The sequence below is a fragment of the Streptomyces sp. A0958 genome (genome assembly GCF_004795035.1).
Taxonomy (GTDB): Bacteria; Actinomycetota; Actinomycetes; order Streptomycetales; family Streptomycetaceae; genus Streptomyces.
On record NZ_SSBK01000003.1, the window covers coordinates 208,907 to 233,010 of the forward strand.

Annotated in this window: 15 protein-coding genes, 2 pseudogenes and 1 riboswitch; of the genes and pseudogenes, 5 read left to right on the forward strand and 12 right to left on the reverse strand. The window is 70.6% G+C overall.

Going from position 1 to position 24,104, the window contains the following annotated elements; translation table 11 throughout:
* Positions 1 to 18: 18 nt before the first annotated feature.
* The 5 genes and pseudogenes from E6P78_RS33815 to E6P78_RS04565 form a co-directional block, all read right to left on the reverse strand.
* Entirely contained in the window at positions 19 to 1,251 is a 1,233-nt protein-coding gene (locus E6P78_RS33815; RefSeq protein ID WP_136202171.1) for an SWIM zinc finger family protein, read from the reverse strand.
* Entirely contained in the window at positions 1,248 to 4,031 is a 2,784-nt protein-coding gene (locus E6P78_RS04545; RefSeq protein ID WP_240799073.1) for a DEAD/DEAH box helicase, read from the reverse strand. The genes E6P78_RS33815 and E6P78_RS04545 overlap by 4 nt, the downstream gene beginning before the upstream one ends.
* Before the next feature lie 342 nt (positions 4,032 to 4,373).
* Positions 4,374 to 4,613: pseudogene (locus E6P78_RS04550) on the reverse strand (LLM class flavin-dependent oxidoreductase); the annotation flags it as partial.
* A 326-nt stretch (positions 4,614 to 4,939) separates the two neighbouring features.
* Positions 4,940 to 5,168, reverse strand: a pseudogene (locus E6P78_RS33240) (LLM class flavin-dependent oxidoreductase); the annotation flags it as partial.
* 6 nt (positions 5,169 to 5,174) lie between these two features.
* Positions 5,175 to 6,047 (reverse strand): DUF72 domain-containing protein, encoded by an 873-nt coding sequence (locus E6P78_RS04565; protein ID WP_136202174.1) that lies wholly within the window; start codon positions 6,045 to 6,047, stop codon positions 5,175 to 5,177.
* 199 nt (positions 6,048 to 6,246) lie between these two features.
* On the opposite strand from E6P78_RS04565, the gene E6P78_RS04570 reads away from it, so the two are divergent.
* Positions 6,247 to 7,113, forward strand: a complete 867-nt coding sequence (locus E6P78_RS04570) for a Cof-type HAD-IIB family hydrolase (RefSeq protein ID WP_136202175.1) — start codon at positions 6,247 to 6,249, stop codon at positions 7,111 to 7,113.
* A gap of 68 nt (positions 7,114 to 7,181) precedes the next feature.
* On the opposite strand, the gene E6P78_RS04575 is transcribed toward E6P78_RS04570, so the two are convergent.
* The 5 genes from E6P78_RS04575 to hisC form a co-directional block, all read right to left on the reverse strand.
* Positions 7,182 to 8,939, reverse strand: a complete 1,758-nt coding sequence (locus E6P78_RS04575; RefSeq protein ID WP_240799060.1) for a GAF domain-containing protein — start codon at positions 8,937 to 8,939, stop codon at positions 7,182 to 7,184.
* Between the two features lie 59 nt (positions 8,940 to 8,998).
* Entirely contained in the window at positions 8,999 to 12,520 is a 3,522-nt protein-coding gene (gene cydD / locus E6P78_RS04580) for a thiol reductant ABC exporter subunit CydD (protein ID WP_136202176.1), read from the reverse strand.
* Between the two features lie 45 nt (positions 12,521 to 12,565).
* Complete coding sequence (cydB, locus tag E6P78_RS04585) at positions 12,566 to 13,567, reverse strand: cytochrome d ubiquinol oxidase subunit II (RefSeq protein ID WP_136202177.1); 1,002 nt, start codon at positions 13,565 to 13,567, stop codon at positions 12,566 to 12,568.
* An 18-nt stretch (positions 13,568 to 13,585) separates the two neighbouring features.
* On the reverse strand, positions 13,586 to 15,094 hold the full coding sequence (locus tag E6P78_RS04590; RefSeq protein WP_136202178.1) for a cytochrome ubiquinol oxidase subunit I: 1,509 nt from the start codon (positions 15,092 to 15,094) through the stop codon (positions 13,586 to 13,588).
* Between the two features lie 238 nt (positions 15,095 to 15,332).
* The gene (gene hisC, locus E6P78_RS04595; RefSeq protein ID WP_136202179.1) at positions 15,333 to 16,412 is read right to left on the reverse strand and encodes a histidinol-phosphate transaminase; all 1,080 of its coding nucleotides are present in this window, start codon (positions 16,410 to 16,412) and stop codon (positions 15,333 to 15,335) included.
* A 371-nt stretch (positions 16,413 to 16,783) separates the two neighbouring features.
* Between hisC and E6P78_RS04600 the strand changes: the two genes are divergently transcribed.
* The 3 genes from E6P78_RS04600 (at position 16,784) to E6P78_RS04610 (ending at position 20,129) form a co-directional block, all read left to right on the forward strand.
* Complete coding sequence (locus E6P78_RS04600; RefSeq protein WP_136202180.1) at positions 16,784 to 17,896, forward strand: LacI family DNA-binding transcriptional regulator; 1,113 nt, start codon at positions 16,784 to 16,786, stop codon at positions 17,894 to 17,896.
* A 173-nt stretch (positions 17,897 to 18,069) separates the two neighbouring features.
* Complete coding sequence (locus E6P78_RS04605) at positions 18,070 to 19,128, forward strand: metallophosphoesterase (protein WP_136202181.1); 1,059 nt, start codon at positions 18,070 to 18,072, stop codon at positions 19,126 to 19,128.
* 182 nt (positions 19,129 to 19,310) lie between these two features.
* Positions 19,311 to 20,129: a hypothetical protein gene (locus tag E6P78_RS04610; RefSeq protein WP_136202182.1), complete on the forward strand. Its 819-nt coding sequence runs from the start codon at positions 19,311 to 19,313 to the stop codon at positions 20,127 to 20,129.
* 42 nt (positions 20,130 to 20,171) lie between these two features.
* On the opposite strand, the gene thiC is transcribed toward E6P78_RS04610, so the two are convergent.
* Positions 20,172 to 21,965 carry a phosphomethylpyrimidine synthase ThiC gene (gene thiC / locus E6P78_RS04615; protein WP_136202183.1) on the reverse strand — a complete coding sequence of 598 codons (1,794 nt, stop codon included), beginning with the start codon at positions 21,963 to 21,965 and terminating at the stop codon, positions 20,172 to 20,174.
* A riboswitch (TPP riboswitch) is annotated at positions 21,958 to 22,091 on the reverse strand. Its footprint overlaps the gene before it by 8 nt.
* 70 nt (positions 22,092 to 22,161) lie before the next feature.
* On the opposite strand from thiC, the gene E6P78_RS04620 reads away from it, so the two are divergent.
* Complete coding sequence (locus tag E6P78_RS04620; RefSeq protein ID WP_206307720.1) at positions 22,162 to 23,496, forward strand: YibE/F family protein; 1,335 nt, start codon at positions 22,162 to 22,164, stop codon at positions 23,494 to 23,496.
* A gap of 79 nt (positions 23,497 to 23,575) precedes the next feature.
* Here the strand turns inward: E6P78_RS04620 and E6P78_RS04625 are convergent, their stop codons facing one another.
* A complete protein-coding gene (locus E6P78_RS04625) occupies positions 23,576 to 24,013 on the reverse strand; it encodes an SsgA family sporulation/cell division regulator (RefSeq protein ID WP_114245561.1) in 438 nt (145 codons plus the stop codon).
* Between the last annotated feature and the right edge of the window lie 91 nt (positions 24,014 to 24,104).

Here is a 24,104-nt window from a genome sequence, read left to right on the forward strand (position 1 = left end):
GCGGATGCCCGGACTGTGTTACTGGGTCCGGCGCCAGACCGCAGTGAGCGCTGCGGTCGGATCGGTCTCGGCCGGTGCTGCGGGCCACCATTCGCCGTCTTCGTCCAGGAGGTACGGGTACCAGCGGGTGTCGGGGCCGAGGCGGAGCTGGATGCCGTGGTCGGTGAGGGTGAGCCGGTTGCGCCAGCCCTTGAGGTGAGCGTGCGTGGTGGTCATCTCGGCGAGGGCCGTGTTCAGGGCGGTGCGGGCTGCGGTCATCACCACCGGGTCGGGGGTGTGGGGCTGTTCGGCGACGGTGATGCCGTGGGGGCCGCCGAAACGCCAGGCACGGGTGAGACGGGCGAATGCGGTCGGCTTGGCACCGGTGTTCTGGATCAGGTGATGGAACCACTCGGGTCCGGGGCCGCTCGCCGCGATCCGTACGGCGTCCTGGTGCTGGGTCAGGTACAGGCAGGTGGTGTCTCCCGCGAGAAGGCGCTCGGCACGTGCGGCGGCGTCGGTCATGAGACGCTCCAGATCCGTGGCGGCCAGGCCGGTCCCGGACGGCGGGGCGACGGGCAGCGCGATGGCGTGGGCAGCAGGGGCCGGGGGCCGGGGCGGTTCGGGTGCGTGTTCGGTCCAGCGGGCGTACGCGGCGGCAGCCGGAATGCCGTTCGGGGCCTGTGAGGTGGCGGCCTCCTGAGCTGTCGTACGGCGTGCGCGCAGCTGAGCGAGTATCTCGTCGCGATCGCGACCTCGCAGCGCGAAGATCACAAAGGGGTCGGCGTCGATGGTGGCGGCGATGGCGTAACAGAGCGCGGCGGCATGCTTGCAGGGGTAGCCCCAGTCGGGGCAGGAGCACTCGGGGTCGAGCTCGGTGGCCTGGGGCAGCAGTGGCACGCCCGACTGGCGGGCGTCGTCGACGAGTTCGGCCGGCATCTCGCCGTCGAGGAGCGCGGCGACATGCCCGGCGCGGGCCGCGATCGTGTCCAGCAGGGTGTCCCACTGCGCATCGGTAAGGACGGGCAGGTGGACCGCGGAGCGGTACGGGCGCGGCTCGCTGCCCTGGACAGCGGCCTTGATCCGGCCTGGGGCAATGTTGATCGAACCGACCATTCCCTTGCGGGCATAGGTACGTCCGCGTGACAGCCTTCCGGCGTCCAGGGTCGAGTCCTCCAGGGACGTCACCCATGCCTGGCCCCACCAGGTCGCGGCGAAGGCTCGCTTGCCGCGGGCGGGTGCGCGGCGCGGCCCGGGGAGCGAAGGGCTCATGGCCGCCCCCTCAGGGCGACGAGTTCGGCGAGGTCGGCATCGGACAGTTCGGTGAGGGCGGCCTCGCCCGAGCCGATGACAGCGTCGGCGAGCGCGCGTTTGGATTCCAGTAGCTTCGCCACCTTGTCCTCCACGGTTCCCTCAGCGAGAAGCTTGTGTACCTGGACGGGTCTGTCCTGGCCGATGCGGTACGCGCGATCGGTTGCCTGGTCCTCGACGGCCGGGTTCCACCACCGGTCGTAGTGCACGACGTGGGTGGCGCGAGTGAGGTTGAGTCCGGTGCCCGCGGCCTTCAATGACAGCAGGAACACCGGCACGTCACCGCGCTGGAAGCGTTCCACCATGTCCTCGCGCCGGGCGACGGGCGTGCCACCGTGCAGGAAGAGGGTGGGGACACCGCGTTCGGCGAGGTGCTTCTCCAGGAGGGTCGCCATCTGCTTGTACTGGGTGAAGACCAGCACCGACTCGCCCTCGGCGGTGATGGTGTCGATCAGTTCGTCGAGCAGGTCCAGCTTGCCGGAGCGGCCACCTACCGGCGTGGACTGACGCAAGTAGTGGGCGGGGTGGTTACAGATCTGCTTCAGAGCGGTGAGCAGCTTGAGCACCAGGCCGCGTCGGGCGATGCCATCCGCTTCCGCGATCTTCGCCATGGTCTCGCGGACCGCTGCCTCGTACAGTCCCGCCTGTTCGGCCGTCAGCGGCACGACGCGGTCGGTCTCGGTCTTGGGCGGCAATTCGGGTGCGATGCCCGGGTCGGACTTCTTGCGGCGCAGCAGGAAGGGACGCACGAGACGGGACAGGCGTTCGGCGGCCTCGGGGTCCTCGCCCTTCTCGACCGGGCGGGCGTACCGGTCGCGGAAGGCCGTGAGCGGACCGAGGAGTCCGGGGGTGGTCCAGTCAAGGAGCGCCCACAGCTCGGAGAGGTTGTTCTCCACGGGCGTGCCCGTGAGAGCGACGCGGGCGCGGGCGGGCAGGGCCCGCAGTTCGCGGGCGGTGACGGCGTAAGGATTCTTGACGTGCTGGGCCTCGTCCGCGGTGACCAGCGACCAGGCGGTCTCGGCGAGCACGTCACGGTCGCGCCGCAGGACCCCGTAGGTGACCAGCACGATCTCGTCGTCGGCCAGGCCCTCGAGGTGGCGGTCGCCGCCGTGGTAGCGGCGTACGGGTGTGGCCGGCGCGAACTTTGCCGCCTCCCGCTGCCAGTTGCCGAGCAGGGAGGTGGGGCAGACGACGAGGGTGGGGCCCGCGGTGGCCGGGTCGGTCTGGCGGTGCAGATGAAGGGCGAGGAGGGTGATGGTCTTGCCCAGGCCCATATCGTCGGCAAGGCAGCCGCCGAGGCCGAGTTCGCACATCTCGGCCAACCAGGCGAGGCCCCGCTTCTGATAGTCGCGCAACGTGGCCTTGAGCTTGGCAGGCTGCGGAGCCGGAGATGAGGATTCGGGATCGCGGATACGGGCAACGAGGGCGCCGAGCGCACCGACCGCTGTGCAGGGGACCGGCTCGCCGCCCTCGTCCGCCTCGCCGGTCAGTGCGGCGCTCAGCGCCTCCATGGGGGTGAGCGGTTCCATCCGGCGGCGCTTGGCCCGGGCGACCAGCTTCGGGTCGGCGATCACCCACTGGTCGCGCAACCGGATGAGAGGGCGGCGCGCCTCGGCGAGGGCGTCCATCTCGGCCTCGGTGAGCGGGTCGTCGCCCAGCGAGAGCCTCCAGCGGAAGTCGAGGAGAGCATCCGCACCGAGGAGACCGCCCGCGCTGGAACCGGGTGCGGTGCGCTGTCCGATCTCCGCGCTCGCGGTAAGCGCCTTGACCAGCTCGCGCGGCCAGTGCACCTCGATGCCCGCCGCGCGCAGAGTGTCGGTGGCATCTCCCAGCAGGTCGAGGGCTTCGTCGTCGGCGAGCCGGAGCTGATCAGGGACGGCTTCCTTGAGGAGCCGCTGAAGCGGGGGCCAGGCGCGGGCGCCGCGGCGCAGTGCGAGCAGCGTCTCGGTCTCGGCGCGCGGGCCGAGCAGCCGTTCCGTTTCGGCCGGCGCGTTCCACAGCCGTGCGGCCTCGACGACGAGCGCCGAATCCGCCGCGGTGTGCACCTGCAGGACGGCCCGGAACTGCTGACGCCGCCCCTCCGGTACGTCGACGCGCAGCGAGACGCGCACCTCTGCGGTGAACGCGGCGGCGGTCTCCTCGGCCCACTCACGCAAGGCGGGCACCGCACGCGCCTCACGCCAGGCGTACGGCAGCGCCCCCATGGCGAGCGGAGCAGCCGGGCTACGGACCAGATCGTCGGCGACCGCGTCACAGAACCGGGTCACCAGAGCACCTGGTTCGGCGATTCGCACCGGGGCCGGGCCGGGCTCGGGCAGACAGTGGGCGTGGGGCGGGAAGGCGGCGGCGAGACCGTCCAGCGCCTGCCGCTGGGCAGCGGTGAAGGGGCCCACCTGCCAGGTGTCGTAGCCGGCTGGGGTGAGGGCGGGGTGGAGGCGGCCGTCGGCGAGCAGCCGCAGCGCGAGCCGGGCGGCGGCCTGCCAGGCGACTCCGGAGGGATGCGCCGGTACGGCTCCGGCCAGAGCGGAAACGGCAACGGCGGGAGGAAGCGCATAGCCCTCCACCCTGCGTCGCCGGACCGAGCGACCATGCGGCAGTACCAGCTCCACCGCATCGGTCTCGACGCCAGTGGGTACCGCACCGTTCCAGGCAGCTGCTCCGGCGGGCTTCCACAGCAGCAGCCGCCCGAGCCGGGCGGGCTCACCGGGCAGGAACACCGCTGCCCAGCCTCCGTCGAGCAGCTCCCTCGCGAATCTGTCCGCTCCCGGCAAGACCAGCGGTGGCGCGCTCCGCGCCCCCGTACCCGGCCCTCCCACAATGACCTGTGCCACGCCCGACCGCCTCACTGCTACTAGGGCCTTCTGCACGGCCCGTCGCCTTACCACCTGGTGCACCTTCGCACTACACCAAGTGATGACACCCACCAGCAAGTTCGGACCTGATTTTCACCACTGGAAGCGAATCTTGCGGTTCAGGACCACTGTTCCTGAACCGCCGGACTGCGGCGCGACCATGAGCACCCTCGCCACCGTGGCAGATCCTCACGTGGCAACGCCGGAGATCAGGATCGCCCCTATTAAGGACGAGATAGGCGAACGAGGCTTGACCGAGGTCACCAACGCCCCCGGGCGGATGCTGCGAGTCACCATCGCCGCAGCCGTGAGCGTGGGGATCGCACCGAACCACGGCCCGTCCCGGAAGGCCCGCCAGGACAAGTGGTCGTATGTGTACGCGGCATGGAAGCCGAGGCCTTCGGCCCGCCGCCGGATCTTCTGTCCTTCGACCCACCGGTGGATGGGGAGGATCACCGTGCTCAGACGCATGACCCCGGCCTTACGCGGGCTTCCCGCTGCCACGGATGTGCCGACGGTCGGATTCGGGTAGCCACGCCGACGCCCCACAGTGGCCGCTGCTGTGGGGCGTCATGAGCGCCTTGGGCAGGGCCGAACTCAAGGCCATGACCGAAGAGGCGACGGTGGACACCTATGGCGAGGACGAGCAGCGGGCCGGCTCCAGCGCGAGGCCATCGACGAGTACATCGCCGCCGCTGAAGCGGAGCACGGCCCTGTCGACTCTGCCGAGGCGTCCGGCAAGGCCGAGCGTATCCGCGCCGACCACGCTGCTCACCGCGGTAAGTCCGCTCCAGCGGACGCCACATGACCGAAGTGACGAGTGTGCCGAGCCGGAGACGTTCGGTGGCGGCAGCGGCTGCCGTGTGTGGGCACCGCCCCGAGCCACGGCTCGTCCCGGAAGGCCCGCCAGGACAGGTGGTCGTAGGTGTAGGCGGCTGGGAGGCCCAGCTCCTCGGCGCGCCGCCGGCGCTCGCGACCTCCCGCGTGCCAGTGGTGGATCGGCAGAATCACAGCGCTCTGTCGCATGGGGCCCTACGAAAGGCCGAGCAGTTGCCGCATGGCTTGTGCGGCGCGGACCGCGGCGTCACCGCAGCAGTTGTTGAACAGCACGTGGACCTCCCGGGCCCGCTCGGACAGCTCGCGGACGCGCGGTACCCACTCGGCGAGCTCTGCGGGCGTGTACGCGTGGCGGAACCTTTCCTCCTTGGTGCCGGTCCCCCAGGCGCTGTTGCGGCCGTGGAGGCGCACCAGGGCGAGGTCCGGGTTGGTGACCCGTACGACAGGCGGGATGGATGTGGGAAGGGCCTGCGCCATGTCCACGGCCACGGCAGCCGCGCCCAGCTCCGTCAGCAGGGCGGCCGTCGCGTCGGCCTGTTCCCCGCGCCACCAGCCGGGATGCCGGAATTCCACGGCCATCGGCCATCCGGTGGCCCGGTCACGGCACCGACGCAGGAACTCCGCAGCCGGCCTTCCCGGCACGAGCCGGGCAGGGAACTGGAAGACCACCGTCCCCAGGCGGCCGGAGGTCCGCAGCGGTTCGAGAGCCGCGCTGTAGCGGTCCCACACCTCGTCGAGCAGGCCCGGATCGACGCCTCCTCGCCCCCGCTGCCGTACGAGGGCCGAGCGCAGGTCGGCCGGCAGCGCCTCCGGCCGTGTGGGGTGTCCGGTGAGCAGGGAGAACGCCTTCACGTCGAACCGGAAGCCGACCGGGGTGCGTTCGGCCCACAGGAGACTGTTGCGGGTGCTGGGCAGCCCGTAGTACGCGGAGTCCACCTCGGCCACCGGGAACTGCTCGGCGTAGTGGCGCAGCCTGCCCTCCGCGTCGCGCCGGCCCTTGGGATACCAGCCGCTGGAGACCAGCTCCTTGTCCGTCCACGAGCAGGTGCCGACCCGGATCTGTCCCATGCCGCCCGCCTTCCCCGCACGCGGCGCCGGATTCGTCCGGGGCGTGCCAGGGGTCTTCCTCATCGCCGTGGTGGCGTGAACGCCGTCGGGGGGGGGGCTCTGGCATATGCCATAGGAATGTTCCGCTGGTCAGGGGCGCGCGCACTCAGATGGGCGCCCCTGCGCACGCCCGTGCACCCTCGTACGCGAGAATGGACAGGTGACCTCAGCTATCGAACAGTCCGCTCCTGTCGCTCCCCGGCTGATCGCGACGGATCTGGACGGCACCCTCCTGCGCGACGACAAGACCGTCTCGGACCGTACGGTCCGGGCGCTCGCCGCTGCCGAGGAGGCCGGGGTCGAGGTCTTCTTCGTCACCGGACGCCCCGCTCGCTGGATGGACGTCGTCAGCGACCACGTCCACGGCCACGGTCTGGCCATCTGCGCCAACGGCGCCGCCGTCGCCGATCTGCACGCGGGCGGCCGCCTGCTGAAGGTCAGGGCCCTGGAGCGGGAGACGGCTCTCGATGTCGTGCACACCCTGCGCGCCGCCGCACCCGGTACGGCCTTCGCCGTCGAGCTGGCCACCGGCATCCACTACGAGCCCGGCTACCCGCCCTTCCACCTCGACCCGGGCGCCACCGTGGCCGTCGCGGAGAAGCTGCTCCACGAGGAGACGCCGGGCGCCGGCGCCCCCGTGCTGAAGCTCCTCGCCCAGCACGGCGAACTCGTCCCGGACGAGTTCCTCACGCTGGCCCGGGCAGCCGCCGGGGAGCGGGCCTCCTTCACCCGGTCCAGCCCCACCGCGCTCATCGAGGTCAGCGGCCCCGGCGTCTCGAAGGCCAGCACGCTGGAGCTGTGCTGTGCCGAGCGCGGTATCTCGGCCGCCGAGGTCGTCGCCTTCGGTGACATGCCGAACGACGTGGAGATGCTGAGCTGGGCCGGTACCTCGTACGCGATGGGCAACGCCCACCCGGCCGCCCTGGCCGCCGCCTCCGGCCGTACCGTCACGAACAACGAGGACGGGGTGGCCGTCGTCATCGAGCGCATCCTCGCCGAACGCGCGCGAAGCCTCGCGGGGCGCTGATACGGCGGCGGGCCGCCGGGCCATGGGGCCACTGAGGCAGCGGGCCGGCCCCGCCCACCGGCTCCCGTTCACAGCGGGGCCTGCCACACCACCGTCGTCCCGCCGCCGTCCTCCCCGATCCCGGGCCCGAACCAGCTGGCCCCGCCCAGCGACTCGGCCCGGCGGGCCAGGTTCCGCAGGCCGCTGCGGCGGCCGCCCTCCGGCATGCCCACCCCGTCGTCGGCGACCGAGAGCCGCACCGCGTCCCGCCCGTCGTCCAGCGTGGCGGTCGCGTCGACAACCACCTCGATACGCGCAGCACCGGCGTGCCGGAAGGCGTTGGACAGCGCCTCCCGGAGCGCGGCGATCAGGTTCTTGCCCGTCAGCTCACCGACCAGCGAGTCGACCGCCCCCACGAAGCGGTGGGACGGTTTGAAGCCGAGCGGCACGGCCGCCATGTTGATCTCGCGCAGGACCCGCGTGCGCAGTCCGGACGGCGCCTCGGCCGGCTCCTGCTGGAGCGCGAAGATGGCGGTCCGGATCTCCTGGATGGTCACGTCCAGCTCGCCGACCGCGCGGCCGACGCCGGTCTGCACCTCCGGCACATCCGAACGCCGCTGCGCGCTCTCCAGCATCATCCCGGTCGCGAACAGCCGCTGGATGACCAGGTCGTGCAGATCCCGGGCGATCCGGTCGCGGTCCTCGTACACCGCCAGCCGTTCCCGGTCGCGCTGCGCCTCGGCCATCATCAGGGCCAGCGCGGCCTGCGAGGCGAACTGGGTGGCCAGCGTGCGTTCCGTCGCCGTGAACGGCCGGCCATCCCTGGCCCGGGGGGTGGCGAGCGCGCCCAGCACCCGGCCCCCGCTGTGCAGGGGGAGCAGCATGTTCGGCCCGAACCTGTCCGCCAGTCTGGTGATCATGCGGGTGTCGGTGGCCGAGTCGTCGACGAAGACCGCCTCGCCCCCCAGGAGCATCCCGACCACCGGGCTCTGGGCCGGAATGATCACGCCGAGGGAGTCGGTCGGGTCCTCCGCCGAGACGGCGACGATCTCCAGGCCGCCGTCCTCGGCGGGCAGCAGCACGATGCCCGCGGCGGAACCGGCGAGGCGGCGGGCCTGCTCGGCGACGACCGTGAGCGCGTCGTCGGCGTCCCCGCCGGAGAGCAGGGCGGTCGTCACGGCGACCGAACCGTCGATCCACCGCTCGCGCTGCCGGGCCGCCTCGTACAGCCGGGCATTGCCGATGGCGATTCCGGCCTCCGTGGCCAGCACGCGCACCAGGTGCAGGTCGTAGTCGCTGAACTCGCCGCCGCCGTCCTTCTCGGCCAGATACAGATTGCCGAAGATCTCGCCCTGGACCCTGATCGGAACGCCGAGGAACGTGCGCATCAGGGGGTGGCCGGGCGGAAATCCGGCGAACCTCGGATCGGTGGTCAGGTCGGCGAGCCGCAGCGGGCGCGGGTCGTGGATGAGGGCACCGAGCAGGCCCCGGTGGCCGTCCGGCCGACGGCCGATCTCGTGCGCCACCGGCTCCGGAACTCCGTAGGTGACGAAGTCGGAGAGACCCTTGCCCTCCTGGTCCACGACCCCGATCGCGGCGTAGCGGGCATGGGCCAGTTCGGCCGCCGTCTCGCAGATCCGGTCGAGCGTGGAGTGCAGTTCGAGGCCGGCGCCCACGGAACGCATGGCTTCCAGCAGCCGCGGCACTCGGGCGGTGAGCTCGGTGGACAGGCCCCGCAGACTGCGGGCCACGTCCGTCGTTTCCGCGGCCTCCGCCGCAGCCGCTTCCGTCACGTCGTCGGGTGAGTCCTTCGGGGACTCTGGGTGGTTCGGGTCCTGCTCTGACATACCCAGAGCGTAATTAGTCCCATTTATGGAGGAAAGTCGGAATCTGGGCGCGCGACTGTTCAGGTCCGCGCGCCCACGACCGCGCCCGGCTCCCCCACGCTCTCCCGCTCCCGCGTCAGCATTTGGAGCAGCGGCCCGTCCACCGACGCGAGTACGTCGTACGGTCCGCGCTGGACGATCGCGCCCTCGTCCAGGACCACCACCTCGTCCACGGCCTCCAGCCCGGCGAGCCGGTGCGTGATCAGAACGGTCGTACGCCCCACGGTCGCCGTCAGCAGGTCGACGGTGAGGGCGTCGGCGGTGGGCAGGTCGAGGTGCTCGGCGGGCTCGTCCAGCACGAGGACGGGGAAGTCGGCGAGCAGGGCCCGGGCCAGGGCGAGCCGCTGGCGCTGGCCGCCGGAGAGGCGGGCGCCGTGTTCGCCGACAAGGGTGTCCAGCCCGTCCGGCAGCGCCTCGGCCCAGTCGAGCAGGCGGGCCCGTGCGAGGGCGTCGCGCAGTTCCGGCTCGGCCGCGGCGGGGCGGGCGAGCCGCAGGTTCTCCCGGAGCGAGCTGTCGAAGATGTGGGCGTCCTGGGCGCACAGCCCGACGAACCGCCGCACGGTGTCCCCGTCCAGCGCGGACGCCTCCACCCCGCCGATCCGGTAGGTCCCCGCCCGCGCGTCCAGGAAGCGGAGCAGGACCTGGGCGAGCGTGGTCTTGCCGGACCCCGACGGGCCCACGACGGCGATGCGGCGGCCCGCCTCCAGCGTGAGGTCGACGGAGTCGAGCGCGTCCTGCCCGGCTCCCGGGTACCGGGCGGAGAGCCCGCGCACCTCCAGCGGGAAGGGGGTCTTCGGCGCTGCGGCCGGGGCGTCGGGCTCCCGCACGGGCACCGGGGCGTCCAGCACCTCGTACACGCGCTCCGCGCTCCGCTTGACGCGCTGTCGGTACTGGGCGGCGAGCGGCAGACCGGTCACGGCCTCGAATGCGGCCAGCGGGGTGAGGACGACGACGGCGAGTTCCACGCCTGCCAGCCGGCCGTCCGCCACGGCGGGCAGGGAGACGAGTGCGGCGGCCACCACGGTGAGACCGGCGATCAGGGCGGTGAGGCCGCCGCCGAGCGCGGTCGCGGTCGCCGCGCGGGATGCGATCCGGGTGAGGACGGCGTCGGCCGCGCGAGTCCTGGCCGAGCGCCCCGGGAGGGCGCCCGCGACGGTCAGCTCGGCCGTACCGCCCAGCAGATCGGTGATCCGGGTGGCCAGGTCGGCGCGGGCGGGGGCCAGGCGCCGTTCCGCGCGGCGGGCGCAGGCACCGCTGACGAGCGGCACCCCGATCCCGGCCAGCAGCAGGCCCGCGGCCAGCACAAGGCCCGCCTGGGGGAGCAGCCGGCCGGTGAAACCGACGGTCGCGGCGCCCACGAGGACGGCGGTCCCGGCGGGCAGCAGCCACCGCAGCCAGTAGTCCTGCAGGGCGTCCACGTCCGCGACCAGCCGCGAGAGCAGGTCCCCGCGCCGGGTCCTGCGCAGGCCGTCCGGAGCGATGCGCTCCAGGCTGCGGTACACGGCGACGCGCAACTCGGCGAGCATCCTCAGGACCGCGTCGTGCGAGACGAGGCGCTCGGCGTAGCGGAAGACCGCCCGCCCGATGCCGAAGGCGCGGGTCGCCGTCACCGCGACCATCAGATAGAGGACCGGGGGCTGCTCGGAGGCCCGAGAGATCAGCCAGCCGGAGACCGCCATGAGCCCGACGGCCGAACCGAGGGCGAGACTTCCCAGCAACAGGGCGAGCACCAGCCGGCCGCGTTGTGCGCCTGCGGCCTCCCGGACCCGGGTGAGCACGTGCCCGCGCCGGTCCGTGGTCTCACGCAGTGTGTCGGGCTCGTGCGCCGGCTCGGTGATCCGGGTGTCGTCGGGCACGCTCGCGGGGCGGGTGACGGCGATGGATGACTCCGGGGCGGGCGGTCCGGGCGCCGGGGCGGTCAGGGTGACCACCCGGTCCGCGACCGCCAGCAGCGCCGGCCGGTGCACCACCAGCAGGACGGTCCGGCCGGCGGCCAGCCTCCGTACCGCCTCGACGATGCCCGCCTCCGTCTCGCCGTCCAGGCTCGCGGTCGGCTCGTCCAGGAGCAGTACAGGCCGGTCGGCGAGGAAGGCGCGGGCGAGCGCGAGGCGCTGACGCTGTCCGGCGGAGAGCCCGGCGCCGTCCTCACCGAGGAGGGTGCGGTCGCCGTCCGGAAGCCGCTGCACGAAGTCGTACGCCCCCGCGTCGCGCAGGGCAGCCGTCACCGCGCTGTCGTCGGCGGCGGGGCGGGCGAGCCGCACGTTCTCCGCGATGGTGCCCGCGAAGAGGTGCGGGCGCTGCGGCACCCAGGCGATGTGCTCGCGCCAGCGTGCGAGGGAGAGATCCGCCAGGTCGGTGCCACCGACCCGCACCCGGCCCTCGTCGGGCGCCGTGAATCCCAGCACCACGTTCAGCAGGGTGGACTTGCCGACCCCGCTCGGGCCGACCAGGGCGACCGTCTCCCCCTCGTCCACCACCAGTGAGGTCGCGGTGAGCGAGGGCTCAAAGCGCCCGTCGTGCCGGACGGTCACCCCTTCCAGCTCCAGCCGCAGCGAACCGGGGACCTCCTGCGTACCGCTCGCGCGGGGCTCGGTCTCCAGGACGGCGAATATCTCCTCCGCCGCCGAGAGCCCCTCGGCGGCGGCGTGGAACTGCGCCCCTACCTGCCGGATCGGCAGATAGGCCTCGGGCGCGAGGATCAGGACCAGCAGGCCGGTGTAGAGGTCGAGTTCACCGTGGACCAGCCGCATGCCGATGGTGACGGCGACGAGGGCCACCGCGAGTGTCGCGAGGAGTTCCAGGGCGAAGGACGACAGGAAGGCGATGCGCAGGGTACGCAGGGTTGCCTGCCGGTACTGCGAGGTGATCCTGCGGATGGACTCGGCCTGGGCCTTGGCCCGGCCGAACACCTTCAGCGTCGGCAGCCCGGCCACCACGTCGAGGAAGTGCCCGGAGAGCCGGGAGAGCAGCCGCCACTGGCGGTCCATCCGCGACTGGGTCGCCCAGCCGATCAGGATCATGAAGAGAGGGATGAGCGGGAGTGTGACGACGATGATCGCCGCCGAGATCCAGTCCTCGGTGACGACCCTGGCGAGCACGGCCGCCGGTACCACCACCGCGAGCCCGAGCTGCGGAAGATAGCGCGCGAAGTAGTCGTCGAGCGCGTCGATCCCCCGAGTGGCCAGGGTGACCAGCGAGCCGGTGCGCTGCCCGCTCAGCCAGTCCGGGCCCAGCTCCGCAGCCCGGTCGAGCAGCCGCCCGCGCAGTTCGGACTTGACGGCCGCGCCGGCCCGGTGGGCGGCCAGTTCGGTGAGCCAGGAGACCAGGGCCCGGCCGAACGCGACCGCCGCGAGCAGGAGGAGCGGGGTGCGCAGCCCGCCGGTCGTGAGCCCGTCCTGGAAGCCGCCCACCACGATCTCGGCGACGAGCGTGGCCTGAGCGATGACCAGCGCCGCCCCGGCCACGCCGAGAACCACCACGGCCACGATGAACAGGCGGGTGGCACGGGCGTGGCGGAGCAGACGCGGGTCGATCGGTTTCACGTGAAACACCCCATGCGGCTCGGGTCGGTCAGGACACTCACTGCGTCAGTGCGCATCGGCGATGTGCTGCGTGCCGATCCGCTTGCGGAACACCCAGTACGTCCACCCCTGGTAGAGCAGGACGACCGGAGTGGCGATCCCGGCGCACCAGGTCATGATCTTCAGCGTGTACGGGCTGGACGAGGCGTTGGTGACCGTGAGGCTCCAGGCATCGTTCAGCGAGGACGGCATGACGTTCGGGAAGAGCGTCAGGAACAACATGGCGACGGCGGCGGCGATGGTCACGCCGGAGAGTGCGAAGGACCAGCCCTCGCGCCCCGCCGCGATCGTCGCGATCGCACCGACCAGCGCCACCGCGGCGATGATCATCGCGATGAGGCTGCGGCCGTCACCGTTGTCGAGCTGGGTCCAGATCAGGAAGGCGAGCGCGAGCACCGCCGCGACGGTGCCCAGCTTCAGGGCCAGCCCGCGTGCCCTGGCCCGGATGTCCCCGGCCGTCTTCAGCCCGGCGAACACCGCACCGTGGAAGGTGAAGAGGGAGAGCGTGACCAGGCCGCCGAGGAGCGCGTACGGGTTGAGCAGGTCCCAGAAGTTGCCCACGTACTCCATGTGCGCGTCGATCTTCACGCCGCGCACGATGTTGCCGAAGGCCACACCCCACAGCACGGCGGGGATCAGCGAGGCCCAGAAGATCGCGTGCTCCCAGTTGGTCTGCCACTTCTCCTCCGGCCGCTTCGCCCGGTACTCGAAGGCGACACCGCGCACGATCAGGCAGAGCAGGATGATCAGCAGCGGCAGGTAGAAACCGGAGAACAGCGTGGCGTACCACTCGGGGAACGCGGCGAAGGTCGCCCCGCCGGCGCTGAGCAGCCAGACCTCGTTGCCGTCCCAGACGGGCCCGATCGTGTTGATCAGCACCCGCCGTTCCTTGCGGTCCCGGGCCAGCAGCTTGGTGAGGACCCCGATCCCGAAGTCGAATCCCTCCAGGAAGAAGTAGCCGGTCCAGAGGACGGCGATGAGCACGAACCAGACGTCGTGGAGTTCCATCTCTCGGCTCCTGCGCTCTCAGTAGGAGAAGGCCATGGGCCGGTCGGCGTCTTCGTGGTCGCCGCCGATCCGGGTGGGCGGGTTCAGGTCGTCGTCCGTGAGCTCGGGTGGCCCGGCCTTGATGTACTTCAGGAGCAGCCTGACTTCGATCACGGCGAGCACCGCGTAGAGCCCGGTGAAGACGATCAGCGAGGTGAGCACCTCACCCTGGGAGACACCGGGGGAGACCGCGTCCCGGGTCTGGAGCACGCCGTAGACGACCCAGGGCTGGCGGCCCATCTCGGTGAAGATCCAGCCCCAGGAGTTGGCGATCAGCGGGAAGAGCAGGGTCCACAGGGCGACGACCCAGTAGCACCGGGCGAGCTTGGGGCTCAGTGCCTTGTTCTTGAACAGGACCAGGTTCGGCACTTCGTCCTCACCGGTACGCATCACCTCCGGCAGCATGAACTTCTTCCGGGTGAGCCACAGTCCGAGGATGCCGAGGCCGAAGGAGGCCATGCCGAAGCCGATCATCCACCGGAAGCTCCAGAAGGCGACCGGGATGTTGGGCCGGTAGTCGCCGGGCCCGAAGCGCTCCTGCTCCGCCTTGTTGATGTCGTTGATGCCGGGCACGTACGACTGGAAGTCGTCGTCGGCGAGGAAGGACAGGACGCCGGGGACCGAGATCTCGACGGAGTTGTGCCCCTTGCTGACGTCTCCGTAGGCGAAGATCGAGAAGGGCGCGGCGTCCTCCCCGTCCCACAGTGCCTCGGCCGCCGCCATCTTCATCGGCTGCTGCTTGAACATCACCTTGCCGAGCTGATCACCGCTGACGGCGGTGAGGAGGCCGGATATCACCACGGTGATCAGCCCCAGCCGCAGCGAGGTCCGCATCACCGGGATGTGCTTCTTGCGCGCCAGGTGGAAGGCGGCGATGCCGACCATGAACGCCCCGCCGACCAGGAAGGCGGCGGTGATGGTGTGGAAGAACTGGGCGAGCGCGGTGTTCTGGGTGAGCACGTGCCAGAAGTCGGTGAGCTCGGCGCGTCCGCGTTCCTTGTTGATGCGGTAGCCGACCGGGTGCTGCATCCAGGAGTTGGCCGCCAGGATGAAGTAGGCGGAGAGGATGGTGCCGATGGACACCATCCATATGCAGGCCAGGTGGATCTTCTTCGGGAGCTTGTCCCAACCGAAGATCCACAGGCCGATGAAGGTGGACTCGAAGAAGAAGGCGATCAGCGCCTCGAAGGCGAGCGGCGCCCCGAAGATGTCACCGACGAACCGCGAGTAGTCGGACCAGTTCATCCCGAACTGGAACTCCTGGACGATGCCGGTGACGACACCCATGGCGATGTTGATCAGGAAGAGCTTTCCCCAGAACTTGGTGGCCCTGAGGTACTTCTCCTTGTTCGTCCGCACCCAGGCGGTCTGCAGGCCGGCCGTGAGCGCCGCGAGAGAGATCGTCAGAGGAACGAAGAGGAAGTGGTAGACGGTCGTCGTACCGAACTGCCATCGCGCCAGGGTCTCCGGCGCCAGAGCTAGCTCCACGTCGTCTTCTCCTTACGTCATCGCCGTTGCATCGGCGATTTGTCCGTGAAATCCAACGGATCACGGGAGGAAGCAGGACACGCTTGTGAACGCGTTCACATTCACAAGCAATTATGGCGCACACACTTTCGGGCCCTTCGCCCGGGGGCCCCTCCCCCGCCCGCCCCTGCGTCGGCACGCGAAAGGGCCCCGCACCTCGCGCACGAGATACGGGGCCCGGCTGTCCGGCAGGCGCCGGCTACAGCTCCTTGCGGTACGACTCCGTCACCTTCAGGAAGAGATCGTTCGCCTCGTCCTCGCCGATCGTGACGCGCACGCCCTCTCCCGCGAACGGCCTGACCACCACACCGGCCTTCTCACAGGCCGCCGCGAAGTCGAGGGTGCGCTCCCCCAGCCGCAGCCAGACGAAGTTCGCCTGGGACTCGGGCACCGTCCAGCCCTGCCGCACCAGCGTCTCGTACACCCTGTCCCGCTCGCACACCAGCGAGCCGACCCGGCCGAGCAGCTCGTCCTCGGCGCGCAGCGAGGCCACCGCCGCGTCCTGGGCGACCTGGCTGACGCCGAACGGCACCGCCGTCTTGCGCAGCGCGGCCGCCACCGGCTCGTGCGCCACGGCGAAACCGACCCGCAGCCCCGCCAGCCCGTACGCCTTGGAGAACGTGCGCAGCACCGCCACATTGGGCCGGTCCCGGTAGATCTCGATGCCGTCGGGCACCTCGGCGTCGCGGATGAACTCCTTGTACGCCTCGTCCAGCACCACGAGGACATCGCTCGGCACCCGGTCGAGGAATCGTTCCAGCTCGGCCCGGCGCACGACGGTGCCGGTCGGGTTGTTCGGGTTGCAGACGAAGATCAGCCGCGTGCGGTCGGTGATCGCGTCCGCCATCGCGTCCAGGTCGTGCACCTCACCGTCGGTCAGCGGCACCTTCACCGAGGTCGCGCCACTGATCTGCGTGATGATCGGGTACGCCTCGAAGGAGCGCCATGCGTAGATCACCTCGTCGCCCGGGCCCGAGGTCGCCTGGAGCAGCTGCTGCGCCACACCGACCGAACCGGTGCCGGTGGCCAGGTGCGAGACCGGCACGCCGAAACGATCGGACAGCTCGTTCATCAGCCCGGTGCAGGCCATGTCCGGGTAGCGGTGGAAGTGCGCCGCCGCGGCCAGTGCGGTCTCCATCACGCCCGGCAGCGGCGGATACGGATTCTCATTGGAGGACAGCTTGAACGCGGCCGGTCCGTCCGCCGACGCCGGTTTGCCCGGCACGTAGGCGGGAACGCCGTCCAGTTCGGCGCGCAGCTTGGGGCTCGTCTCGCTCACCGCAGGTCCTCCTCGACCGTCCATTCACATCAATACTGCTCACCATATGAGGATTGGGCGCTGCTGCGAACGGGTGGACAGCGGATTCGTCCGGTGGACCCCGGAATGAGGGGGAGCGCGCCCGGGCATGGCGTGCGCCGGTGGCTCACTCCGTGGCGCGCGTCCCCCGAAGAGGTGAGTTGAGACCTCTTCGAGACATCGCCCCGTCGGCAGGCCTATCCGGCCCGATGCATGACACATGACGGTCCGACCCGGCAACGCCCTTGCTTCACAAGGCATTTGACGTCTAATGACCTTGCAGAAACGTGCCTGCCAATGGGTGCATATGCGACCGGCCCAACTGTCCTTCCGAGCCCTACTATCGGCTCGCCATGACAGCAGCAGGGAAGCACCAGGTGAGCCGGACGGAGACCCCCCGGCGCGGCGGCAGGCAGGGACGTGCGGGAATCCGTGATGTGGCCGCCGCCGCCGGCGTCTCCATCACGACCGTGTCCGACGCCCTCAACGGCAAGGGCAGGCTCCCGGACGCCACCCGCCGCCATGTCCGCGAGGTCGCCGAGCGCCTGGGCTATCGCCCTTCCGCCGCGGCCCGCACGCTCCGTACCGGCAAATCCGGCCTGATCGGCCTGACCGTGACCACGTACGGGGATGAACCTTTCACCTTCACCGAATTCGCGTACTTCGCGGAGATGGCGAGAGCGGCCACGTCGGCGGCCCTCGCCCGCGGCTACGCCCTCGTCATCCTCCCGGCCACCTCGCGCCACGACGTCTGGTCGAACGTCGCACTCGACGGCACCGTCGTCATCGACCCCTCCGACCAGGACCCGGTCGTCACCGAGCTGGTCCGCCAGGGACTGCCCGTCGTCTCCGACGGCCGCCCCGCCGGGTCGCTCCCGGTCACCGCCTGGGTGGACAACGACCACCGGGCCGCCGTGCTCGACCTCCTCGACCATCTCGCCGCCGCCGGCGCCCGCCGCATCGGCCTGCTCACCGGCACCACGACCGACACGTACACCCGGCTGTCCACCAGCGCCTACCTCCACTGGTGCGAGCGCGTGGGGCAGGACCCGGTGTACGAGTCCTACCCGGCGCACGACCCGTGCGCGGGCGCCGTGGCCGCCGACCGGCTGCTGGCCCGCCCGGACCGCCCCGACGCCGTCTACGGGCTCTTCGACCCCAACGGCACGGACCTGCTGGCGGCCGCCCGCCGCTACGGACTGCGCGTCCCCGAGGACCTGCTGCTCGTCTGCTGCAGCGAATCCACGGTCTACGCGACGACCGAGCCTCCCATCACGACGCTCTCGCTGAAGCCGCGCAGGATCGGCACGGCGGTCGTCCAGCTGCTCATCGACGCCATCGAGGGCATCGACCAGGACGGTCCGGTGGAGCGGGTGATACCGACGGAGCTCATCGTCCGGACGTCCTCGCAACGCCGTCCGCCGCGCACCACGGTCAGTGCGCCGCGTTCCCCGGCAGGGGATTGATCATCCCAATTGGGACCAATCGACCGATGAACCTGGCCTGCGGAAGGATTCACCACCCCTGGTGCGTCACAGAGCACGATCCGCATTCCTATGATGGGCGCACGACACCGCGGACCAACCCGACCAGCAGGGCCCGTCAGGTGTACGGCGGCGCGACGGTGGTGGAGGGGTCGATGACACAGGGGGCCGGTCAGGAACCCGTGGTGCGGACGGCGACGTTGCGCGACTTCCGCGTACCGCCCTATGCGCAGGCGCCTGCGCCGCCCGCCTCACCGCACCCGGGAAGCGCGTTCCCGGAAGGCGAGACGCCGGAGGGGTACACGCCGACGGCGCGCGACCTTCCCGTCATCAGCATCGACGAAACCGCCCAGGTGCAGACCGCGCCCGAACCGCGCCCCGCCAAGGAGCCGGATCTCGGTCCGCTGTACGTGGTGGGCGATGTCCACGGCTATCTGGACGAGCTCCTCGCCGCCCTCGCCGAGCAGGGCCTGATCGACACCGAGGGCCGCTGGTCCGCGGGCAACGCGCGGCTCTGGTTCCTCGGTGACTTCACCGACCGGGGGCCCGACGGCATCGGCGTCATCGACCTCGTCATGCGGCTCTCCGCCGAGGCTGCGGCCGCCGGCGGCTACTGCAAGGCCCTCATGGGCAACCACGAGCTGCTGCTCATCGGCGCCAAGCGGTTCGCCGACACCCCGGTGAACTCCGGCGCGGGCACCGCCACCTTCCAGGCCGCCTGGCTGCTCAACGGCGGCCAGAAGACGGACATGGAGCGCCTCCAGGACGTTCACCTCCAGTGGATGTCCCGGCTCGACGCGGTCGTCGAGGAGGACGGCCACCTGCTGATGCACTCCGACACGACGGCGTACCTCGACTACGGCTCCACCATCGAGGACGTCAACGACACGGTGCACGCCATCCTCACGCGCAACGACGCCGACGAGTGCTGGGACCTGTTCCGCAAGCTGACCAAGCGGTTCGCCTTCCGCGACGAGTCAGGCGCGCAGGCCGTCCAGCAGCTGACGGCGGCCTACGGTGGCCGGCGCGTCGTCCATGGTCACAGCCCCATCCCGTACCTGACCGGTGAGGTCGGCTCGGAGGACGGCGAGGACGGGGCCGGACCTCAGGTCGACGGCCCCCACGTGTACGCGGACGGGCTGGCGATCGCCATGGACGGCGGGGTGACCATGGCCGGAAAGCTACTGGTCGTCCAGCTGCCGCTGCATGACTGACCTTCCCCCGGGGAGGACGCGTCCTGATCCGACCGCGCCGGGCACCGGTCCTATTTCCGCAAATCCCCTGTCACCCCGTGCTGTGAGCGCTCTACCATCGGCGTACCAGTAGCAGGCTCTCCTCCGTTTCCGCCCAACTGCCCGGCCAGAGCGGGCACACAGGCCCGACGGAGCATCGGGGGATGCACATGAACAGCGCTCCGCACCTGCTGACCGAGGACCGGCCCGAGTACGAGCGGCTCCTCGACGACGCACTGCGTCACGCTCATCAACGACCGGAACTGGCCGCTATCGGCGAACGCCTCAACGCGGTCCAGCTGCGCACCATGGCACTGGCGGCCGTCGCCCTGATCACCGCTACGGCCGCCACCGAGTACGAGCACTACGTGAAGGCCCGCGACGAGGCCCGTGCCGCGGTCCCCGACCGTGACGCGGCCCGTGGTACCGCGCCGGACGCCCTCAGCGGGGCGGGCGCCGGCATAGGTGCCGTCGTCACCGTCCTCGCGCCGATGCTGGCCGGCACCGCGGCGGTCATCTTCCTGCTGGTCGGCTACCTCCTGAAGATGCTGGAACCACCACCGGCGTTCGCCACCACCATGGTCGGCGCCGGCTGGTTCTTCGCCGCCGTCACCGCGGCCGCCATCTTCGTCGCGGCCGTCGGCCTCCTCCTCACCGCCCTGCGCAACGGCTCGACGTCATCGGCGGCCGAGGAAACCGGCGAGGCGCTGACCGACGAGGTGGCCCGGGCCAAGGACGCCTGGCGGCAGGCCCTGCTGGAACGGGGCATCCTGCCCTTCCTGCGCGACGCGCTCGCCGAGCCCGCGGCCGGCCCCGCCGTCCCGGCCCCGTTCCGCCCGGCCGGCCGTCTGCCGAAGATCGGCTACAGCAGGCCGGACTTCGCGGGCCCCGGCGACGGCCCGGCCGCGGCACCCCGCCCGACGTTCACCAGCCCGGACTTCACGAGCCCCGACTTCGGCGGCCCGGAACACGAGCTGGACTGACCGGGGGCGGGGGCCGGACCCGTACGAGGTCCCCGTGCCGGGTCAGTCGGCCAGCGGCAGGTACACCCGGTTACCGCCTTCCGCGAACTCACGCGACTTCCGGAGCATGCCCTCGGCGACCTCCTCGGCCGTCGCCTCCGCGGCTGCCGACGTGCCGAACTGCTCGCTGATGCTGTGGCTGATCTTCATCGAGCAGAACTTCGGACCGCACATCGAGCAGAAGTGCGCCGTCTTCGCCGGCTCGGCCGGCAGGGTCTCGTCATGGAACTCCCGTGCCGTGTCCGGGTCGAGCGCCAGGTTGAACTGGTCCTCCCAGCGGAACTCGAACCGGGCGTCCGACAGCGCGTCGTCCCATTCCTGCGCCCCCGGATGCCCCTTCGCCAGGTCCGCCGCGTGGGCGGCGATCTTGTACGTGATGACGCCGGTCTTCACATCGTCCCGGTTCGGCAGCCCCAGGTGCTCCTTGGGCGTCACGTAGCAGAGCATCGCCGTCCCCCACCAGGCGATCATGGCCGCGCCGATGCCCGAGGTGATGTGGTCGTACGCCGGCGCGATGTCGGTGGTCAGCGGGCCGAGCGTGTAGAAGGGCGCCTCCTCGCAGATCTCCTGTTGGAGGTCGATGTTCTCCTTGATCTTGTGCATCGGGACATGGCCCGGCCCCTCGATCATGGTCTGCACCCCGAACCGCTTGGCGACCGAGTTCAGCTCGCCGAGCGTGCGAAGTTCGGCGAACTGCGCCTCGTCGTTGGCGTCCGCGATCGACCCGGGGCGCAGCCCGTCGCCCAGGGAGTACGTCACGTCGTACGCGGCGAGGATCTCGCACAGCTCCTCGAAGTGGTCGTACAGGAACGACTCCTTGTGGTGCGCGAGACACCACGCCGCCATGATCGAGCCGCCCCGGGAGACGATGCCGGTCTTCCGGCGGGCGGTCAGCGGCACGTACGGCAGGCGTACGCCGGCGTGCACCGTCATGTAGTCGACGCCCTGTTCGGCCTGCTCGACGACGGTGTCCTTGTAGATCTCCCAGGTCAGCTCCTCGGCCCGGCCGTCGACCTTTTCGAGGGCCTGGTAGAGGGGGACGGTGCCGATCGGCACGGGGGAGTTGCGAAGTACCCACTCACGGGTGGTGTGGATGTTGCGGCCGGTGGAAAGGTCCATGACCGTGTCGGCGCCCCACCTGGTCGCCCACGTCATCTTGTCCACCTCCTCCTCGATGGAGGACGTCACCGCGGAGTTGCCGATGTTCGCATTGACCTTCACCAGGAACCGCTTCCCGATGATCATCGGCTCGCTCTCCGGGTGGTTGACGTTGGCCGGCAGCACCGCGCGACCGGCGGCGATCTCCTCGCGCACCACCTCCGGCGCGACGTTCTCCCGGACGGCGACGTACTCCATCTCCGGGGTGATCTCGCCCCGGCGGGCGTACGCGAGCTGGGTGACGGGCCGCCCGTCCCGGCTGCGCCGCGGCCGGCGCGGGCGGCCGGGGAAGACCGCGTCCAGATTGCGCAGCCCTCCACGCGGAGAGGTGTGCTTGAGCCCGTCGTCCTCCGGGCGTGCGGGGCGGCCCGCGTACTCCTCGGTGTCGCTTCGGGCGGTGATCCAGTTCTCGCGGAGGCATGCGAGTCCGCGGCGGACGTCGGTTTCGATGGCGGGATCGGTGTACGGCCCCGATGTGTCGTACAGCGTGACGTCATGGCCGTTGGTGAGGTGCACCTGCCGGACCGGCACCCGGATGTCCGGGCGCGGGCCCTGGACGTATCCCTTGTGCCAGCCGATGGACTTCCCGTCCTCGTCGCCCTGGTTGGAGGCAGGCGTGCGTGTGTCCGATGTGGTCATGAGACCTACTCCCTACGCCGGCATTACCCGGTAACAGGTTCGGCGGTCGGCGCAGCGTGCCCCGTACGGTCGTACGGCTGTCAGCGCCCTCTCAGCCCGGTGCTCCGAGCTCCCGCGTGTGCAAAGGTGCCACCACGCTAGCGTTCTTAAGGGCGACCTGAACAGAGGGCCCGGTCCTTCTTGCGATGATCGGCCGGTGACGCCCCCTCATCGCGACTCGGACCCCCAGGACCAGCAGCAGCACACCCATACGCACAGCCATGGCCCCGCAGCGCCGGTCTCCGCCCATCTGCGCAAGGTGATCGCCGCCGTGCTGATCCCGTTCGCGGCCGCTGTGTTCGTCGGTCTCGTGGCTCTCTGGCCGGGTGGTGCGCCGGCGCACGAACGGACAGGTGTCGGTTTCGACCGGCAGACCCAGCAGGGAAAGGTGGTGAGTGTCGTCAAGGTCGACTGCAAGGACGTGAACGCCGCCCAGCTCCCCGTCAGCGGCGAGACCACCCCGCCCACCGGTGAGCAGGCCACCGGCAAGGACCTCTGCGAGAAGGCCACCGTCGAGGTCACCAGCGGCCCGGACCAGGGGCGCACATTCATCGAGGTCGTGCAGCCGGACGCACCGAGGCAGCTGCGCGAGGGCCAGGGGGTGGTGGTGGCGTACGCCCCCGACGCACCCCATGACCTCCAGTACTCCGTGACGGACGTGAACCGGAAGTTCCCCCTGGTACTGCTGGCCGGGATCTTCGCCCTCGCGGTGGTGCTCGTGGGCAGGATGCGCGGGGTGATGGCTTTGGTGGCGCTCGCCCTGTCGTTCGCCGTGCTGACCCTGTTCATCCTGCCGGCCGTCCTGCAGGGCTCGAACCCGCTGCTGGTGGCGGTCGTCGGGGCCGGCGCGATCATGCTGATCGCGCTCTACATCTGCCACGGACCGACCGCCCGCACCTCCGTCGCCGTCATCGGCACCCTGATCTCACTGCTGCTGATCGGGCTGCTCGGCTCGCTGTTCATCGGCTGGGCGAGCCTGAGCGGGAACACCGACGACAACACCGGCCTCATCCACGGCCTGTATCCGCACATCGACATGAGCGGCCTGCTGCTGGCCGGCGTCATCATCGGTTCCCTGGGCGTGCTCGACGACGTGACGGTGACCCAGACGTCGGCGGTCTGGGAACTGCGACAGGCCAACCCCACCATGAGTGCGAAGCAGCTCTACCGGGCAGGGATCAGGATCGGACGCGATCACATCGCCTCGGTGGTCAACACCCTGGTGCTCGCCTATGCGGGCGCCGCGCTTCCCCTCCTGCTGCTGTTCTCGGTCGCGCAGAGCAGCGTGGGTACGGTCGCCAACAGCGAGCTGGTGGCGGAGGAGATCGTGCGCACGCTGGTCGGCTCGATCGGACTGGTCGCCTCCGTGCCGGTGACGACCGCGCTCGCGGCGCTGGTCGTCTCCGCGGACCGCACGGGGGTCGGCGCGGAAGCCGGAGCTTCGGCACCCGTGCGGAGCGGCAGGGGACGGCGGCGACGGGCGAAGTCCTGACCGGAACACGGAGCGTGATTCACCCGTTCGGCAGGTGTCGTGTTCGAGTGGCATGGGAGGCTCGAGGACACGGTCCTCTTCAGCCTGCGTTCTGCTCTTCGGCCAGAATGCGCCCCAGCGCCTCCTCCAAATTGCCCTCGAAGTCACCCAGCGTGCACTCCTGTCCGAGCGGCACCAGCTTGTCCGTACGGTCGAGGAAAGCGACCAGGGGGGCCGTGCCCGCCCGGAAGAGCGCACGGTCGGCACCTACTTGCAGCCGGATATGGACATCTGACAACCCTTCGGGCTCCGTCGGCCCGATGTGTACATCGCCGTCACCACTGGGGCTGTTGAGGCCGTCGAGCAGCAGCTCACGGCCGAAGGCCCAGGTGACGGGGGCGTCGCCGGGCAGATGGAAGGTCATCCGGATCGCGTACGGATCGCACACTTCGTACCGGAGCTCCACCGGGATACGGAATGAGAGTTCCTCGGAGACGAGGAAGCTCATCATGACCTCAGCTTGAACCGACTCGCGCATCGTTCAACCCCGCAGTAGATGAATCTGGCCAGGAATGATCCCCCATGGCCCTATTGACGCCATCGTGGTGCACGCGATAGCAGATCACAAG